Origin of the sequence: Providencia sp. PROV210 (genome assembly GCF_028479445.1) — a bacterium.
GTDB classification, from domain to species: domain Bacteria; phylum Pseudomonadota; class Gammaproteobacteria; order Enterobacterales; family Enterobacteriaceae; genus Providencia; species Providencia rustigianii.
Map to the genome: position 1 here is coordinate 88896 of NZ_JAMPNQ010000012.1, position 17838 is coordinate 106733.

Sequence of the window (17838 nt, forward strand, 5' to 3'; positions counted from 1 at the left end):
AAGGAGTCTGTATGCCGTTTTATCAGATTGATGGGATCACCCCTGTTGTTAGCCCTGAAAGCTTTGTACACCCTACCGCCGTTATCATTGGCGACGTCATTATTGGCAAGAATGTCTACATCGGTCCTAATGCCAGCCTACGCGGGGATTTTGGACGCTTAATTATTAAAGATGGCGCCAATGTGCAAGATAACTGTGTGATGCACGGTTTTCCGCAATTTGACACGGTAATTGAAGAAAATGGGCATATTGGTCATGGCGCGATTTTGCACGGCTGCCATATTAAGCGCAATGCGTTAGTGGGCATGAATAGCGTGGTGATGGATGGCGCGGTGATTGGCGAAAATTCGATTGTTGGTGCCTGTGCCTTTGTGAAAGCCGATGCTATTTTCCCCGATAACAGTTTGATTGTCGGCACACCAGCCAAAGTGTTGCGCAGCCTATCGGAACAAGAAATTGCGTGGAAAAGTAAAGGAACTGAAGACTACCAAACGCTGGTAACTCGCTGCCTCAATAGTTTTCAAGAAGTGACCCCGTTGGCAGAAGAGGAAGCGGATCGTAAAAAACTGATCTTCGATGATGTGATCCCAAAATCCAGATTATAAATTTCCCTCATAATCCATAAAAAAGTAAGCGCGTGCTAACTTCTCACGCGCCTATTTATCTTAGTGCTTGTTCGCCTTACTGCCAAAAGGTGGTTTCGCAAACCATACCGTCACAATCAGCGCAATAAACACCCAACCGCATAACCAGAAGATTTCGTTTGCCGCAATAATCAACCCTTGGCTGGTAATTTGCTGAGCAATGAAACCGGATGTTTGTTCCGTGGTCATCCCGTGGGCGGCCATTCCTTGGTACATGTCCAGAGATTCCGGATTGTAATCAGTAATAAACTCAGTGAGCTGACTATGATGGACAGCTTCCCGATCGCTCCACATCGTGGTGGTGATTGACGTGCCAATTGAACCCGCCAATGTCCGGAAAAAGTTAGCTAAGCTGGATGCAGAAGCCAGTTTTTCGGGAGGGAGCCCCGATAAAGTGAGCGTTGTGAGCGGCATAAAGAAACACGCCACCGCCATCCCCTGCACCAATTGCGGCCACACCACGGCTGAAAAGCCCATTGAAGGTTCGAAGGTATAAGCGCGCCAGAAGAAACAGATGGCATAGAATACGAAACTGAAGGTGACTATCCAGCGGATATCTAAGAAGTCAGACAGTTTCGCCACCGGTGCCGAGAACAACACGGGTAGCAATCCGATTGGCGCTAATGCCAATCCTGCCCATGTCGCGGTATAGCCATATACCTCCTGCAATAGCTGAGGCAACAAAACTATCGCACCAAAATACGCCATATAGGCCAAGCTGACGGAAATGGTTCCGATAGTAAAATTCCGTGACTTAAACAGCGATAGCTCCACAATCGGATTTTTAGAGGTGAGTTCCCAAATAACCATAAAGACCAGCGCAATCGCAGAGACCACCGCAAGGATGACAATCTCATTAGATGCCAACCAACCGAGCTCTTTTCCTTTATCCAGCAATACTTGTAAGCAACCCACACCCACGGATAATAGCGCTAAACCGATCACGTTAAATGGCACCTTAACAACGGTCGACTCCATGCCTTTAAGAATGATCGAACCCACAATGATCACGAAGATCCCCAGAGGGATATTCATAAAGAAGATCCAGCTCCAATGGAAATTATCGCTGATATAACCGCCGAAAATAGGACCAAAAACAGGGGCTAAAATAATGGTCATCGACCAAAATGCCAACGCCATGTTCTGCATTTTAGGTGGATAACAGCGCATGATCAGGCTCTGTGAGAGCGGAATAACTGGACCTGCAACCGCACCTTGCAACACGCGACATAAAATCAGCATGCCGAGGCTGTCGGAAAAACCACACAGTAATGAAAATAGCGTAAATAGCGCAGTAGCCCACAGGAAGACCCTTATCTCCCCAAAGCGTTTCGCAAGAAAGCCCGAAATCGCAATAGAAATGGCATTCGATACCCCAAACGAGGTGATAACCCACGTTCCTTGGGATACCGAAACACCTAAGTTACCCGCAATTGTCGGGATAGCCACGTTGGCAATCGTTGAATCGAGTACCTGCATAAATGTGGCGAGGGACAACGCGATGGTTGCCCACACTAATTTAGCCCCTTTGAGCGGTTTAATCTCTGCCATGGGGCTAATCCGCGTTATTGCTAATGATGGTATCGATCACCTGATCAACCTCGTTCAGCTTCAAGACCAAGACATCACTCTCAAAGGCCGGTACTGTGCGCTGAACCTCCGATAACACGGGCCCATTTTGATCTTTAATATCAATGGTGACATTCATCGATAAACCAATACGTAACGGGTGCTTAGCCACTTGTTCTGGGTCTAATTCCACACGTACTGGTAAACGTTGTACTACTTTAATCCAGTTACCCGTGGCATTTTGTGCAGGTAGCAACGAGAACGCGCTGCCGGTTCCCATGTCTAATCCAACGACTGTTCCCTTGTACACAATATCGCTACCATAAAAGTCACTGCTAATGGTCACTGGCTGACCGATACGCACGCTCTCTAATTGCGTTTCTTTATAGTTAGCATCGACCCAAACTGGCTGTACAGGGACAATCGCCATCAGAGAACTTTGTGAACTCACTTGCGAACCCACTTGAACGTTACGACGAGAGACATAGCCCGTCATTGGGCTTTTAATTTCAGTGCGCTGTAAATTGATCCAGGCGCTGCGCACGCTATCTGCCGCTTGTTGAATCGCTGGCTGATTTTTCAAAGCGGTATTGCGCAATAATGCACGATTCGCATTATATTGTTGAATAGAGATATCCAACGCGGCTTGGGCAAGTTGCACCGCTTCTTGGGAGTGCTGTAAATCTTCTTTTGAAATTGTTCCGCTGCGGCCTAATGCAATGCGCCGCTGGTAATCTTTTTGGGCTTGCGCAAGGGAGACACGGTTTTGTTGGATTTGCGCCTGATACTGATCCCCATTAATGTACAGCTCTTTGGTTTTGCGCACTGTGGTGGCTAAATCATGTTTAGCTTGTTCGTAGGAAAGCTTGGCATTGGTTTGATCCAACACGACCAATACATCGCCGGCTTTCACCAAATCTGTATTTTCGAAATTAACCTGAGTCACATTCCCTGTTGTTTGCGCAACAATCGGAATTTGCAAACCAGAGACATAGGCGTCATCGGTATATTCTTGGAAACGTAAGACTAAAAACCAATACACACCATAAGCGACAAATAATAGAACAATAATAATGGTGGCAATCACCATCCATAACGTTCTTTTATTTTTCATTTTCGTTTCTTGCGGTGTTTCAGTTGAATTTGTTGATTGTTCCATAATAATTCTCAGGCAAAAGATTCAGTAATATTTCTATCCACTATATTTACGAACTCACTGTAATAATGCAATAGCCAATTATTTTTAAATTCAATTGATTATCGCGTTAAAATTTATATTTTAAAATTGACGAGAATCATAGTTTATTCAATTAGATATAAAATAATAAATGACTAAATAGCCTAATATCCACGAAAAAAAACAATCTAAATAGGATATTAATATTCATCAGTAGAAATAATTCACAAATAAGAAATCCAATTCCGCATTTAATTTATTCTAAAAATGATGAGTTTATTAAATTATTCTATTGCCTGACTCTAATTTGAATATATCGAAATAAGATAATCAAAATAATTTTACTCGCCAATAATGAATTCTATCTAGAATGCCTTGATAGCCTCTTATTGGTACTAACAATCCCCCTATTTTTCCGATGATTTTCTGCAAAAAAAAGTTAACCGAGATCAAACTTCGCCTAAAAAATAGCTAGCTAATTATTTATTTCAGATGTGTTTCAATGGTAATATTCGCAAGACTTATGATTATTATTATCATTTAGATTTACTAGGGATAAATATGAAAATGCGTTCTCAATATTCACTACTTGCTGCGGGTGTTTGCGCAGCTATTGCCTCGTTTGGCGCCACAGCACAAGAAGAATCCGACAAAATGATTGTCACCGCATCCGGATACTCACAGCAGTTACGTGATGCACCAGCCAGTATTACCGTTATCACCGCAGAACAATTACAAAATAAACCGGTACGTGACTTAGCTGATGCCGTTAAAGATGTTGAAGGTGTGAGCGTCGTTGGTAGTGCAAACAAACAAGATATTAATATTCGTGGATTATCTGGCGAATACACTCTAATTCTGGTGGATGGTCGTCGCCAAAATAGCCGTGAATCCCGTCCAAATGGTAGCGGTGGATTCGAAGCGGGCTTTATGCCGCCCGTTGAAGCGATTGAGCGTATTGAAGTCATCCGTGGACCAATGTCATCGCTGTATGGTTCAGATGCCATGGGCGGTGTTATCAATATCATCACGAAAAAAGTGACCAATGAGTGGCATGGTAGCGTCACAACTGGAGCCATCATCCAAGAAAATAGCGAAAGCGGCGATTCCATGGATGGTAACTTCTACCTGTCAGGGCCATTAATCCAAGATAAATTAGGCCTGCAACTGTATGGCGGCGGTGATTATCGTAAGGAAGATAAAATTCCTGATGGACACAATAAGAAAGACAATAAAAGCTTAACGGCCAAACTGACTTTCACCCCGATGGAAAATCAAACTTTCTTATTTGAAGCGGGAAGAACCACCCAAGAACGTTACTCGGAACCCGGAAAATCTTTAGCTGAATACTCCATGTTCAATGGTAAGCGTCGCGATAATACCAAATCAGAGATCCACAACGACCGTAACCATATGGCGTTAACCTACAAAGGTGACTGGGATATCATCCAAACGGAAGTGAGCGTTTATCAAGAACAAACAAAGCGTAAAACTAAGTCTGAAACCAAAGATACGAAAACTGGGCTGTATAATTTTGCATACGAAGCCCGTGTTCCTGAAATCACCAATACTGTTGTTGATGGTAAAGTGGTGGCGTTCTTACCGGATAATATTTTGACGGTGGGCAGCCAATACCAACATGCAAAATTGAAAGATACTTCTGCAACCGGAGCGAAAACCACTGAAAATGTTTCTCTCACCGCAGATCAGTATGCCCTGTTCTTAGAAGATGAGTTTACCGCTACCGAGAATCTGATCTTAACCGGTGGGCTACGTTTAGATCACCATGAGTTTTATGGTAATCACTGGAACCCTCGCGGCTATGCGATTTACCATTTAACCGATGAAATCACCCTTAAAGGTGGGGTATCACAGGCTTTCCGTGCACCAACCTTGCGTGAAATCAGCCCAACTTATGGGACATCAACAGAGAAAGGGCTGGGCATTATCTACGGTAATGACAACCTAAAACCAGAGAAAAGCTTTAACCAAGAAATCGGTATTGCTTATGACCATGAGTCTGGCTTTAATGCGAGCTTAATGTTCTTCAATACAGACTTTAAAAATAAACTCACTAGCTATTACACTGGTGAAAAAGACCCAATCACTAATTTGAATCTGTACACCTATGACAACGTGGGTGAAGCCAATATCAAAGGGATTGAAGTGGCTGCGGGTATTCCATTCGCTGAAGATTGGAACCTGAGCCTCAACTACACCTATACCGATTCAGAACGTAAAAGTAATGATGAGAAGCTGACCAGCGGCGAATCCCTCAAAGGCTACCCACTGGACAAAACGCCAAAACATTTAGCCAATGCTAAATTGGATTGGCAATACAATCCAGAGCTGAATCTCTATACCCGAGTTCACTATGAAGGCGAGCAAATTTGGGCTGCACAACGTAATGGTTCATCCGTTCCTCGTTATCGTGATGCCTATACCACCATGGATGTGGGGGCAACCTATCAGTTGTTCAAAAATACCAAATTGAACCTTGCGGTATTAAATCTTGGCAACGAGAAAGGTCCAAAAATCGATGCGGATAATGGCGGTAACTGGGATGTTGAAGATGGACGTCGCTACTGGGCGAATGTCAACGTAACATTCTAATCCCTGAGTGCGGGTATGACGCTAGCAGCCAATTACCCGCCGACTTCTTCTTGTTCGATGGCAATTTCGATGATGAAAAAACTGTTTATGGCGAGCCTATTGATGTGTATCGCAACCAGTCCTTGGGCTCGTCCTAACCCGAATATTCCTAGCATTGATGAAAGTGCAAAGCAGGTTTATGACCTTCAGCACCACGACCTGCGCAATGGTGAGCGAGTATTTCGTATTTATAGCGCCGTCCCCCTGAACATAACGGGTAAGCGTCCAGTATTATTTATGTTAGATGGCAATGGGCTATACCCCCACGCCGTCAATCAAGCTGCGAACAAATTTACCCCAGAAACCCTGCCAATCATTATTGGCATGGGGTATCCCAACCATGAAGCTTTCCCTAAAAAAGAGCGTACCTACGATTACACCCCGAAAGTATCCGGTGAGGCATTCAAACAAGGGGGGGGCTCCGATGCCCTTTATCAATTTTTAACGGATACGGTTCGACCATGGGCAGAGCAACAATTTCCCATTGATACCCAACGCCAAACGTTATTTGGGCACTCTTTCGGTGGCTTATTTACCTTAATGGCATACCAAAACCATCCCACTGCTTTCCAGCATTTTGTGTCCGCTAGCCCGTCATTATGGTGGGGTGAAGGAAAAATGGTGGATTTAGCGAAACTGGCTAACATAGCGAATGCTTCCCCCATCCACATTGCGCTGGGTGGATTAGAAGAAAAACCCGATTTAACCCGACTAACAGATGAACAAAAACAGAATTACCAAACTCGAAAAAGTTGGATTACATCGCGCAAAATCTGTGAAGAAATTCAGGCTCACCAGCGAGCATGTTCTTTTACTCTTTTTGAGGGAAAAACCCATGGCGGCGTGATCCCTGATGCGATAAACCAAGCGCTGGAAATTACCGTATCTCAGCCTTAAATCCGGGTTATTGTGGACTAATGGGTTTTAGCATATCGTTATACAGATTCGCTAAAATCCCATTGTTGGTAAATTCTTTACGGATCCACTGAGTCACTAACCCCGTTGCAGAGTGCTGAGTCGCTAGCAACATATGTGAATCCTGCCGTGGATTTTGTATTTGTTTCGGAATTAATAGCCCATTTTTAACATGCTCTTTGACCATATAATCGGGCAAAAATCCGATCCCTTCCCCTAAGATTTGGCATTGGCACTTGGTATTAAAATCGGGTACTTGTATCGCTTCCTGCCCATGCAATAGCCAGCCAACCCGCTTATTAATCGTATACGCCGTATCTTCCACCATAATATTGGGATACAGCCGTAGCTGGCTTTCAGCTATGGGTTCAGGCATTAATGCCAGTGGATGAGTAGAGGCAATTGCAAATTGCCAATGAATCGCACCAATTTCCATATAATCAATCCCGCCACCATCCATCAACGTACCGGGAGCGCCAATCGCAATGTCGGCGATATTATTAATAATCGCATCCCAGACCCCATTATAAACTTCAGTTGTCACTGTAATCTGGCAAGTGGGAAATTGTTTTTTTAATATCTGTAACAGTCTGGCAGTGTGATAGGGCGTGTAGAGAAGCTGATTAATACAAATTCGGACGCGCGCTTCAATCCCTTGTTCAATGGAGTAAATACTCTTTTTAATCGAATGAAAATCATTTAATAAATCAGTGGCTTTGCGGTAAAAATAGAACCCAGCCTCCGTTAACTCAATATTGCGAGTATCACGAATAAACAGCGCAACATCCAAATAGGTTTCAATGCGCTTGATGGTATAGCTCACTGCCGAGGTGGTAATCCCCAATTCTTCCGCCGCTTTACTAAAGCTGCCATACTTTGCTGCGGTGGTGAATGTCAGTAAGTTTTCTTCGATAAAAATTGAGTTCATCGCGTTTCCTGTATTGAATAAAAAACGTTCAAAAATGCATTTTATGTGAATACTATTCAATAGCCTGAAAAATCGATTATTTATTCACCATTTTTTATAGAGTAACAGAAATATTTACTTTGATGGAATGTTTAATTTTTAATGTTTAGACTTAGCTAAAATGACATTCAGTCAAAAACGGAAAAACAAATATAACCAACTCATATTATTGAATTAAAAACATTAAAATCACTTTGCATAACTTTGTCGTTACCTACAAAATCATTACAATAATAACATTTATTAAACTTCTAATTTGATGTGTATCACAGAACTGATCAAATCATTTTGGACTCACCATAACACGTCAATTTTCACCCAAAAAAAGCCGGGAAAAAGCCCAAAAACCGGCATTTAAACGATTAAAATGATGCTTTCACGCACAAAAAGCACGCATTATTAAATTCAATTCAACAATCAGCCCTCCTATTGATGAATGATATTTAAATGGATTCTATTTATTAGCCCCTATTGGTATGCTCTGTTTATCAAATATTCATCGATTTAAAATCGATAAATAAAAATTAAAGCCCTAATACAGGAGAGCGTTATGACAGCCAACGCACTAGTTCAAGAATTTCTTAACGCAGCAGAACAAGGTCAATTAGCGACATTAAAAAATTGTGTCGAGAAAGGTGTGGATATTAACGCGACGAACCGACAAGGTCGTACAGCAATTGTGAATGCGAGTTTAAATAAGCATTATGATTGCATCACTTATTTAATCAGTATTGGTGTGGATATCAATAAACAAGACCAAACCTGTTTTAATCCATTTTTGTTAAGTTGCCTAACCAACGATTTAACTTTATTACGTCTTGTATTACCCGCCAATCCTAATCTTGATTTATTAACACGTTTCGGTGGTGTGGGTATTACCCCAGCCAGTGAAAAAGGCCATGTGGAAATTGTTCAGGAATTACTGGAAAAAACAGACATCAATGTCAATCACACTAACTTTGTTGGCTGGACACCGTTATTAGAAGCCATCGTATTAAATGATGGAAAAGAGAAGCAACAGCAAATCGTGAAATTACTCTTAGAACATGGTGCCAATCCACATATGACTGATAAATATGGTAAAACACCATTAGAGTTAGCCCGTGAAAAAGGTTATCACGAAATTGAAAAATTGCTGGTCGCGGCAGGTGCTTAATCCCTAATCGAGGAAGCATGTGAATAATATCGCGCCCCATCGACAGATATTATATGGACTAACGGCTGACCCCCATTTTTATCACCTGTTAAATCAGCCGTTAGAAACAGGACATATTGAGCAGGTATTTAATAAAGCGATTAATTTTTCCATTAATAATTCTTTATTCACGTTACTTTGCTCACAATTAGATAACGCACCAAACAGCTGTCGATTATTAATTAAAGACTTTTCTCTATTTGATATCCATGATGGAGACCTTATCACCATCAATAGTCAGTATATGACTATAGGTGAAAAATACTCACTAAGTTTTGAATTATGTAAAAAATGGCAACCACCACCTATTGAATATAATCCTAATAACCAAAAGGATATTAAATACTTTTTATTTTTAAAAAAACAAATAAACGATTTAGATTTAATTTTAAAAAACCATCCAGGTACCTTGTTTAATTATCAAGGCGATAATGTATTTTATTTTTCAATGGCGAGAAAATTAATTCAATTACGCGTTGAATTAATTGAATTAATAAAACAAAAAAAACGTTCCGACGTTATTTCTGTTATTTCGCAATTTGTCGGGTTAGGCATTGGATTGACGCCGACAGGCGATGATTATCTCGTGGGATTAATGTCTATTTTGCTCTTAAAGCACCATTTTTTGAGCGACATTTATTCCGAGTTTTATCAAGGAATTACACCGGCAAAAGCACAAACCACGCCGATTAGCGCGGTCACCTTAGAAAAGGCGCTATGCCATGAGTACCGAGAAAATATGTATCGGCTTATTCAATCCATTGTTGATGGGAATAACGACGATATGCAGGCGAATTTTTTAGCGATTTTAAATATCGGGTCGAGTTCAGGTTGCGACATGCTATTTGGCGTTCGTGATGCCTTGTATCTCACTCATTATTTTGGAGAAACAGATGTCGACTAAAGTTGTCATAAAAAAGAATACCTATTTTGATTCCGTATCCCTGATGTCAATTTCAACGAAAGCCAATCAACTTGAAAATGTTGAGCAAGCATTCGTTGCGATGGCAACTGAGATGAATAAAGGTGTATTAAGCAATGTTGGCTTATTGACCCCAGAATTAGAAAACGCGAAGAATGGCGACTTAATGATCGTGATTAAGGGCCCTAGTGATGAAGCAAATGAAGCCTCACTACTCGCCATCGAAGAGTTATTCAATAAGAAGAACCAAGGTGGCTCTACCCACGAAGCGAAATATGCCACACTCAATTCAGCTAAATCACATATCCCAGAGAGCAATCTTGCCATCATTTCCGTGAATGGTCAGTTTGCGGCTCGTGAAGCTCGTATTGCGTTAGAAAATGACCTAAACGTGATGCTATTTTCTGACAACGTCTCCATTGAAGATGAATTAGCGCTTAAGCAATTAGCCAGCCGCAAAGGCTTACTGATGATGGGACCCGATTGTGGCACCGCCATCATTAATGGCACGGCATTATGTTTTGGTAATGATGTTCGTCGTGGCAACATTGGGATCATCGGCGCATCAGGAACGGGAAGCCAAGAACTCAGCGTGCGTATTCACGAATTTGGCGCAGGAGTTTCCCAGCTAATCGGTACCGGTGGACGTGATCTTAGCGAAAAAATTGGCGGGATCATGATGATTGATGCCCTAAAAATGCTGGATGCCGATGATGAAACCCATGTTATTGCCTTAATCTCGAAACCACCAGCCCCTTCCGTCGCCAAAAAAGTGCTCGAGCAAGCAAAAAAATGCCATAAGCCCGTTGTGGTCTGTTTCTTAGGTAGCCAGCCATTACCGGATGATGAACCGGGACTGACCTTTGCTCAAGGTACCAAAGAAGCGGCACTGAAAGCGGTTCTGTTAACCGGTATTAAAAAAGAGACGCTAGACCTGCATCCACTGAATTTACCGCTGATTGATGAAGTCCGAGCCATACTGAAACCAGAGCAAAAATATATTCGCGGACTGTTCTGTGGCGGCACATTGTGTGATGAAGCGATGTTCGCAGCACTCGAAAAATATGACGATGTGTACAGCAATATTCAGCCAAACCCTGATTTCCGCTTAAAAGATGTCAATAAAAGTATCGCCCATACCTTCCTAGATTTTGGCGATGATGACTTCACCAACGGTAAACCGCACCCAATGATTGACCCAACAAACCGTATCGGGCGTTTACTGCAAGAAGCCCGTGATCCTGAAGTCGGTATCATCATGATGGACTTTGTGCTTGGCTACGGCTCCCATGAAGACCCAGTTGGCGTAATGATTGATGCGATTAAAGAAGCCAAAAATATCGCGAAGAAAGACGGTCGTGAACTGGTGATTTTAGGCTACGTTCTCGGTACTGACCAAGATTCACCGTCAATGGATGCACAAGTCAAAATGCTCACCGATGCAGATGTCATTTGGGCAAGCAGCAGCACCAATACCGGTTTATTAGGACGTGAGTTTGTTTGGAAAGGGGAAAAAGCATAATGACTTCATTATTTAAGCAACCATTAAACGTAATTAACATTGGCATCGAAATGTTTAGCGATGACCTGAAAAAACAACATGTTCCTGTGACCCATTTAAGCTGGACTCCCCCTGGTCAAGGTAACGTTGCGGTGATCCGCGCTCTAGATAGCATCGAAAATAACGCGGCATTACAGGAAAAAATTGAAGCGGCTAATGCGCAAGCTCTTGAGCGAATTATCCAATCCCAACCTGTATTAGTCGGTTATGACCAAGCGATTAATGTGGTTCCGGGTATGACTAAAAATACCATCCTGCATGCGGGTCCTCCGGTTGCTTGGGAAAACATGTGTGGCGCAATGAAAGGCGCTGTCACGGGTGCGTTAGTCTTTGAAGGGTTAGCTAAAGATTTAGCCGATGCAGAACGTGTTGCTGCATCTGGAGATATTATTTTCTCTCCTTGCCATGAGCATGATTGTGTCGGTTCGATGGCTGGCGTGACTTCCGCCTCCATGTTCATGCACATCGTTGAAAACAAAACCTATGGTAACCGCGCTTTCACCAACCTCAGTGAGCAGATGGCGAAAATTTTACGGATGGGCGCTAACGACCAAAGCGTTATCGACCGTTTAAATTGGATGCGCGATGTATTAGGTCCAATGCTCCGTGACGCAATGAACATTATTGGCGAAATTGATTTACGTTTAATGCTCGCACAAGCCCTACATATGGGGGATGAGTGCCATAACCGTAATAATGCGGGAACCACATTGCTCATTCAGGCACTAACAACAGGGATCATTCAGACTAATTTCTCTGTGGCTCAACAAAAAGAAGTGTTTGATTTTGTTGCCAGCAGCGATTATTTCTCAGGCCCTACGTGGATGGCGATGTGTAAAGCGTCGATGGATGCTGCTCATGGTATCGAATACAGCACCGTCGTCACCACCATGGCACGTAATGGTTATGAATTTGGTTTACGCATTAGCGGGTTACCGGGTCATTGGTTTACGGGACCTTCTCAACAGGTTATCGGTCCCATGTTCGCGGGTTATAAACCTGAAGATTCCGGCTTAGATATTGGGGATTCTGCCATCACAGAAACCTACGGTATCGGTGGTTTTGCCATGGCAACAGCACCGGCAATTGTTGCTCTTGTCGGTGGTACCGTTGACGAAGCTGTAGATTTTTCTCGTCAAATGCGTGAGATTACTCTTGGTGAAAACCCAAATATTACGATCCCACTACTTGGTTTCATGGGAATTCCAACCGCCATTGATATTACCAAAGTTTCTGCAAGCGGCATTTTACCTGTCATCAATACCGCCATTGCCCATAAAGATGCCGGTATCGGCATGATTGGTGCAGGTATTGTTCATCCACCCTTTGAGTGTTTTGAAAAAGCCATGCTTTCTTATGCTCAAAAATATGCATAACCACCAGCAATAGCTAAATAACGCCCGACTTCGGTCGGGTAAAAAAATAAATATAAAGTGACGTATACCCTGATTAGTCTTAATGGAAAACAGCGCTGTAGCTCAAAATATCGATGGAATTAACCCCAACATAATTTGAATTGCAGCTAGGCGGCAAGTCAATGAAATCCAAGGCACATACCAATATGTGACTAGGGCGAATGAACGCAACCAACCACGCTGCAGTTCAAAGAATGACGGGTATGGGGAGTATATAATGAATCTATTGAATATTAAGTGGAAACGTGGGGACTTGGCCGCCTACTTTGGGTTGATGACCAATAACCTAACCAACTTACTCACCATGATGGGATTATTAATTTTCGTTGTTGGAATTCCCTCTGAAATTGTTTACGGCCGTATTGCTCCTGCATTTGGTTTTGCTGTTTTACTTGCCAGTATTAGCTACGCTTACTTTGGTCAGCAGATGATCAAGCAAACCGGTCGTAATGATGTCACCGCGTTGCCATCCGGACCGAGTGCTCCCTCTATTTTCACCGTCACGTTCTTGGTTATCATGCCGGTGTACCAGACCACACAAAATGCTGAGTTTGCGATTCAAATCGCGCTAGTTTGGTGTTTCGTGGAAGCGATGATCCTCGTAGGAGGTTCATTCTTAGGTGAAACTATCCGTAAGATGATCCCGCGTACCGTGCTGTTATCCTGTCTTTCCGGACTGGGATTACTGTTACTGGCGATGAACCCAATGCTGCAAGCATTTGAAGCGCCAACCGTTTCATTCATCGTATTACTGTTAATTTTCATCAACTGGTTTGGTAAAAAGCCGATCTTTGCCCGTATTCCTACCGGCTTATTACTGCTGATTGCGGGTACTGCATTAGCATGGATATCGGGTTTACAAAGTACTGAAGCCATTAAAGATTCCATGGTGTCATTCGGCTTTAACCCACCAGGCATCCATATTGATAGCTTCTTACAAGGCTTACCTCATGCATTACCTTACTTAGCCTCAGCCGTACCACTAGGCTTAGCAAACTATATTTTTGACTTGGAAAACATCGAAAGTGCTCACGCGGCTGGCGATGAATACAACACTCGTAAAGTTATGCTCGCTAACGGTTTATCCTCGACTGTTGGCTGTTTTATGGGTAACCCATTCCCTGTCACCGTGTATGTGGGTCACGCGGGTTGGAAAGCGATGGGCGCCAGTGTTGGTTATACATTGGCATCCGGTATCACCATGTTCCTTGTTCCACTATTCGGGATCGGCGCATTCATGTTAGCCATCATCCCAATGACCGCTATTGTGCCAATTCTGGTGTTTATCGGCGTGGTCACCGCCAACCAAGTGGTGCGGGAAACACCGAAAATTGAAGTGCCCGTTATCTTTATCTGTCTATTCCCATGGATAGCCAACTGGGCATTGACCATGGTTAACAGCGTGATGAATGCGGCAGGAACCTCTGCAAGTGCCATTGGTGTTGAGACACTGTTACACAAAGGTGTTTATTATCAAGGTCTTGTTCACTTAGGTAACGGTGCACCGTTAGCCAGTATGCTGTGGGGCTGTATTGCGATCTTCGCTATCTTAAATCAGCCATTACGTGGTGCAATTGCCGCGGCAGTTGGCGCCGTACTGGTATTCTTCGGTATCATCCATTCACCTGCGGTAGGTATTGCAACCGGTCCAGCCTTGATGTTTGTTTACGCTTACCTCATGATGGCCGCTTTGTTTGTACTCAAACACTTTTTGGATAGCCGCAAATCGGTAGAACAACAACAACCTGAACATGCTGAAAAAATCAGTAAATCAGCGTAATCAAACCAGCCTTTAATCGTCGGTGTGCCTAGCGCACCGACGTATTCGCTAAATTCTCTGTATCAGGATATATCACAATGAAAGAACTCGTGGTTGTTGCCATCGGGGGCAACAGTATTATTAAAGATAACAACAGCCAGTCTATCGAAGCGCAAGAAAAAGCCGTGCAAGAAGTGGCTCTACATATTTGCGATATGCTCGAAGGCAATTACAACATTGTTTTGACCCATGGCAACGGACCTCAAGTTGGTCTTGATCTACGCCGTGCAGAAATTGCCCATCGGGAAGAAGGCTTGCCATTAACCCCATTAGCCAACTGTGTGGCAGATACCCAAGGTGGGATTGGTTATTTAGTTCAACAAGCACTCACTAATGCGCTGATGCAACGCCATCAACGACAAGCGGTCACGATGATCACCCAAGTGGAAGTTGATCAGCACGATCCTAATTTTGATGCACCCACCAAACCGATCGGCGCATTTTTTACTGAAGCCCAAGCTAACCAGTTAAAGCAAAATAACCCTGAATGGCATTTTGTGGAGGACTCTGGACGAGGCTATCGTCGCGTGGTTGCTTCACCAGAACCTAAACATGTTATTGAATCACAAGCGATTCGCACGCTAGTCGATAACCAATATGTGGTGGTTGCCGCTGGTGGCGGTGGCATTCCAGTCATTAAGAACAGTCATGGACAATATCAAAGTATCGATGCGGTCATTGATAAAGATTTATCGACTGCGTTACTGGCTGAGGAATTAAAAGCGGAGATTTTAGTGATCACCACGGGCGTGGAAAAAGTGTGTATTCACTTCGGGAAACCGCAACAACAAGCCCTTGGGGAAACGTCCGTGAGTGATATGCAACGCTATATGGAAGAGGGGCATTTCCCTGCGGGAAGTATGCTACCAAAAATCGAGGCGAGTTTGTCATTCATTAAACAGGGTGGAAAACGCGTGATTATCACCACACCTGAAAAATTGCCGGATGCATTACGCGGTGAAACTGGCACTCATATTGTTCAGGGGTAATTCGATTCGCGTTTCCTACGGTTGATAAGTAGGAAACGCATTTATCATTTTTTAGTTAATGACCACGGTTTTAGCGAGATAATCCACAATATCTTGTAAACGTCGCCATTTCATCCACACTTCATCACGCAATGGCTGCTCCGTATAAATTTCAACCGCGGCAATCAACTCTAACAGCTCTAAAGAATCAATGTGTACATCCGCGATAAGCTCAGCATCCATTGAATATTGTTTCGTAATCCCTGAATAAGTCCGCATTTGCTGAATATGATTTTCTAGCCATTGCTGCGCAGTAGCATGTTGTGTGGTCATTAAGTTACCTTATGAGAAGTGTTTTCCATTGTCGTCATACTTCTCTTTGGCGACTTGGTCACGGGTTAGCGCCCCCATTTCCGTCAAGGTTACAGGCTTGCTGGTTTTGGTCTCCGCCAGTTGCCACGTTTTTTTGATTTGCCCAGTGACTTCATCTTCCACTTCCACCGCTTCAAATCGGTTAGCGAATACCGTATTTTGTGTTTGAATCTTCATGTCTGTATTCTGGCTGTAGGCTTCTTGTAACGATGAGTCACGGGTTAATGCGCCGCGTTCACTTAATGTCACAGGCTTAGTTTCCTTTCCAGATAACTGCCATGAATGTCGAACTTTTCCTGTTGCGGGATCATTCATCGATACGCGAACATATTTATTCGCAAAACTTCCACCCAGTTGCTTTTCTTCCACCAATGTCGGAGCCTCGGTGACAACTTCCTGAATATGACGGATGATTGGCACGTCTAACGTTGTTGTAAAACGCGCTGGCGATTTAACAACTGGTGCACAAAGCTCCACATTCAATACCGATCGAAATGACGAAGGCAACCCAGCTTTTTCAATTGAATCTTTTTCAACTAAGACTTTTTCGATAACCGTTTTTTCGCTAGTGACTTCTGCCGATTTGACGTTATTGATGCTCGTTATTTCTTGCGGCGACGTATAATAATTACTTGTATTATAAGTATTATACATATTTTCATTATGTGTAGTGGTGGCTGGTAATAATGACTCTTTAGGGGCAGATGCAGGGAAATATTGTCGGCCATCAACCGTGTCCTCCTCTGGAGCTGATACCGGTAAAGACGGTGCTTTTGGCTCCCCTAAATCCATTTTGATTTTGAGTGGGCGAATAGTTTCTATTTTTTCTTCCAAAGATAAAAACATATTGTGGATTTGGCAGGCTTTATCGACAAAAGCTTCACGTTTATGCTGCTCATATTCACGAATTGCGCCAGCGGCTCGCTGTTCACAACCATAGTTCAGTGAGCTAACCAAAAAGCTATCGATAGGGTGGCTAGCAATTTCGTCTTGGCTAAAGTAGGTTTCTAAAACTTGCTTAATAGAGGGATCAACATACTGCTGCTGATATCGTTGAGCTAATACTTGCAGTTTACCCTGCCCCAATTTCAATAATGCCGATTCGATTTTTTTATCAAATACTTTTTCTTCATGGCTTAATACGCGTTTTGCATGGGAGTTTTTTTCTCCCATTTTATAAAGTGTTGTAATTAAATCAGCCGCTGAATCTAATAATGAGCTTATGCCGCTTAACTCTTCAGGCTTGAGCAATGTTAAAAGAACTAAGTTATTCTCTGGGCGATAATTGATTTCCTGCTGTGCCAAATTACCACTTGCCCCCGCACAGATTACCGACAGAATCATATTCCGTGTAATTTCAGGGTAGCGACTCTTTAATAATTTATGAATATTGAGCGATTGCTCAATATGATTATGCTGATGCAATTTATTACGGTCTCCCGCAATAGAAATCATATTATTCATTTCTTCACTAATTGGAAAAACACGCTCATTTTGCGCTGTATGTACTGACGCAATTTGTGACGCCATTTCACTGGTATCAGCGATTTTACGGGGATCGGATGGTGAGTTTACCAATCGATTATTTGATAGCGCGGTGCTTCCAATAGGCATAAATATTCCTCATAATTACTTATGATTAAACTTTAAAATTTATTAATT

14 protein-coding genes are annotated in these 17838 nt (G+C 42.9%); 9 read left to right on the forward strand and 5 right to left on the reverse strand.

Going from position 1 to position 17838, the window contains the following annotated elements; all coding sequences use genetic code 11:
- Positions 1–11: 11 nt before the first annotated feature.
- Positions 12–605 carry a phenylacetic acid degradation protein PaaY gene (paaY, locus tag PR761_RS09305; protein ID WP_126436218.1) on the forward strand — a complete coding sequence of 198 codons (594 nt, stop codon included), beginning with the start codon at positions 12–14 and terminating at the stop codon, positions 603–605.
- Between the two features lie 60 nt (positions 606–665).
- On the opposite strand, the gene PR761_RS09310 is transcribed toward paaY, so the two are convergent.
- Together PR761_RS09310 and emrA are read right to left on the reverse strand one after the other, a co-directional pair.
- Positions 666–2195, reverse strand: coding sequence for a DHA2 family efflux MFS transporter permease subunit (locus PR761_RS09310; RefSeq protein WP_006813875.1), 1530 nt, complete (start codon positions 2193–2195; stop codon positions 666–668).
- A 4-nt stretch (positions 2196–2199) separates the two neighbouring features.
- Entirely contained in the window at positions 2200–3372 is a 1173-nt protein-coding gene (emrA, locus tag PR761_RS09315; RefSeq protein WP_006813876.1) for a multidrug efflux MFS transporter periplasmic adaptor subunit EmrA, read from the reverse strand.
- A gap of 585 nt (positions 3373–3957) precedes the next feature.
- Between emrA and PR761_RS09320 the strand changes: the two genes are divergently transcribed.
- Positions 3958–6003 carry a TonB-dependent receptor domain-containing protein gene (locus PR761_RS09320; RefSeq protein WP_181875026.1) on the forward strand — a complete coding sequence of 682 codons (2046 nt, stop codon included), beginning with the start codon at positions 3958–3960 and terminating at the stop codon, positions 6001–6003.
- A gap of 15 nt (positions 6004–6018) precedes the next feature.
- A complete protein-coding gene (locus PR761_RS09325) occupies positions 6019–6939 on the forward strand; it encodes an alpha/beta hydrolase (protein WP_154610984.1) in 921 nt (306 codons plus the stop codon).
- A gap of 7 nt (positions 6940–6946) precedes the next feature.
- On the opposite strand, the gene PR761_RS09330 is transcribed toward PR761_RS09325, so the two are convergent.
- The gene (locus tag PR761_RS09330; RefSeq protein ID WP_154610983.1) at positions 6947–7885 is read right to left on the reverse strand and encodes a LysR substrate-binding domain-containing protein; all 939 of its coding nucleotides are present in this window, start codon (positions 7883–7885) and stop codon (positions 6947–6949) included.
- Between the two features lie 589 nt (positions 7886–8474).
- Between PR761_RS09330 and PR761_RS09335 the strand changes: the two genes are divergently transcribed.
- The 6 genes from PR761_RS09335 (at position 8475) to PR761_RS09360 (ending at position 15825) form a co-directional block, all read left to right on the forward strand.
- Complete coding sequence (locus PR761_RS09335; protein WP_006813881.1) at positions 8475–9080, forward strand: ankyrin repeat domain-containing protein; 606 nt, start codon at positions 8475–8477, stop codon at positions 9078–9080.
- 19 nt (positions 9081–9099) lie between these two features.
- Positions 9100–10023, forward strand: coding sequence for a DUF2877 domain-containing protein (locus PR761_RS09340; protein WP_126458117.1), 924 nt, complete (start codon positions 9100–9102; stop codon positions 10021–10023).
- Positions 10013–11563: an acyl-CoA synthetase FdrA gene (fdrA, locus tag PR761_RS09345; RefSeq protein ID WP_154610982.1), complete on the forward strand. Its 1551-nt coding sequence runs from the start codon at positions 10013–10015 to the stop codon at positions 11561–11563. Before PR761_RS09340 ends, fdrA begins: the two co-directional genes overlap by 11 nt.
- Complete coding sequence (locus tag PR761_RS09350) at positions 11563–12978, forward strand: DUF1116 domain-containing protein (RefSeq protein WP_006813884.1); 1416 nt, start codon at positions 11563–11565, stop codon at positions 12976–12978. Before fdrA ends, PR761_RS09350 begins: the two co-directional genes overlap by 1 nt.
- Positions 12979–13234: 256 nt before the next feature.
- Positions 13235–14797, forward strand: coding sequence for a hypothetical protein (locus PR761_RS09355; RefSeq protein WP_006813885.1), 1563 nt, complete (start codon positions 13235–13237; stop codon positions 14795–14797).
- Between the two features lie 77 nt (positions 14798–14874).
- Positions 14875–15825: a carbamate kinase family protein gene (locus PR761_RS09360; RefSeq protein WP_006813886.1), complete on the forward strand. Its 951-nt coding sequence runs from the start codon at positions 14875–14877 to the stop codon at positions 15823–15825.
- Positions 15826–15876: 51 nt separating this feature from the next.
- On the opposite strand, the gene PR761_RS09365 is transcribed toward PR761_RS09360, so the two are convergent.
- Together PR761_RS09365 and PR761_RS09370 are read right to left on the reverse strand one after the other, a co-directional pair.
- Positions 15877–16137: an acyl carrier protein gene (locus PR761_RS09365; protein ID WP_006813887.1), complete on the reverse strand. Its 261-nt coding sequence runs from the start codon at positions 16135–16137 to the stop codon at positions 15877–15879.
- A 9-nt stretch (positions 16138–16146) separates the two neighbouring features.
- Complete coding sequence (locus PR761_RS09370; protein WP_115163844.1) at positions 16147–17790, reverse strand: hypothetical protein; 1644 nt, start codon at positions 17788–17790, stop codon at positions 16147–16149.
- Positions 17791–17838 lie beyond the last annotated feature (48 nt).

Bases quoted from the DNA above. Each gene is read 5' to 3' on its own strand.
- paaY (WP_126436218.1), top strand. From the start codon at position 12: ATGCCGTTTTATCAGATTGATGGGATCACCCCTGTTGTTAGCCCTGAA.
- PR761_RS09310 (WP_006813875.1), bottom strand. From the start codon at position 2,195: ATGGCAGAGATTAAACCGCTCAAAGGGGCTAAATTAGTGTGGGCAACC.
- emrA (WP_006813876.1), bottom strand. From the start codon at position 3,372: ATGGAACAATCAACAAATTCAACTGAAACACCGCAAGAAACGAAAATG.
- PR761_RS09320 (WP_181875026.1), top strand. From the start codon at position 3,958: ATGCGTTCTCAATATTCACTACTTGCTGCGGGTGTTTGCGCAGCTATT.
- PR761_RS09325 (WP_154610984.1), top strand. From the start codon at position 6,019: ATGACGCTAGCAGCCAATTACCCGCCGACTTCTTCTTGTTCGATGGCA.
- PR761_RS09330 (WP_154610983.1), bottom strand. From the start codon at position 7,885: ATGAACTCAATTTTTATCGAAGAAAACTTACTGACATTCACCACCGCA.
- PR761_RS09335 (WP_006813881.1), top strand. From the start codon at position 8,475: ATGACAGCCAACGCACTAGTTCAAGAATTTCTTAACGCAGCAGAACAA.
- fdrA (WP_154610982.1), top strand. From the start codon at position 10,013: ATGTCGACTAAAGTTGTCATAAAAAAGAATACCTATTTTGATTCCGTA.
- PR761_RS09350 (WP_006813884.1), top strand. From the start codon at position 11,563: ATGACTTCATTATTTAAGCAACCATTAAACGTAATTAACATTGGCATC.
- PR761_RS09355 (WP_006813885.1), top strand. From the start codon at position 13,235: ATGAATCTATTGAATATTAAGTGGAAACGTGGGGACTTGGCCGCCTAC.
- PR761_RS09360 (WP_006813886.1), top strand. From the start codon at position 14,875: ATGAAAGAACTCGTGGTTGTTGCCATCGGGGGCAACAGTATTATTAAA.
- PR761_RS09365 (WP_006813887.1), bottom strand. From the start codon at position 16,137: ATGACCACACAACATGCTACTGCGCAGCAATGGCTAGAAAATCATATT.
- PR761_RS09370 (WP_115163844.1), bottom strand. From the start codon at position 17,790: ATGCCTATTGGAAGCACCGCGCTATCAAATAATCGATTGGTAAACTCA.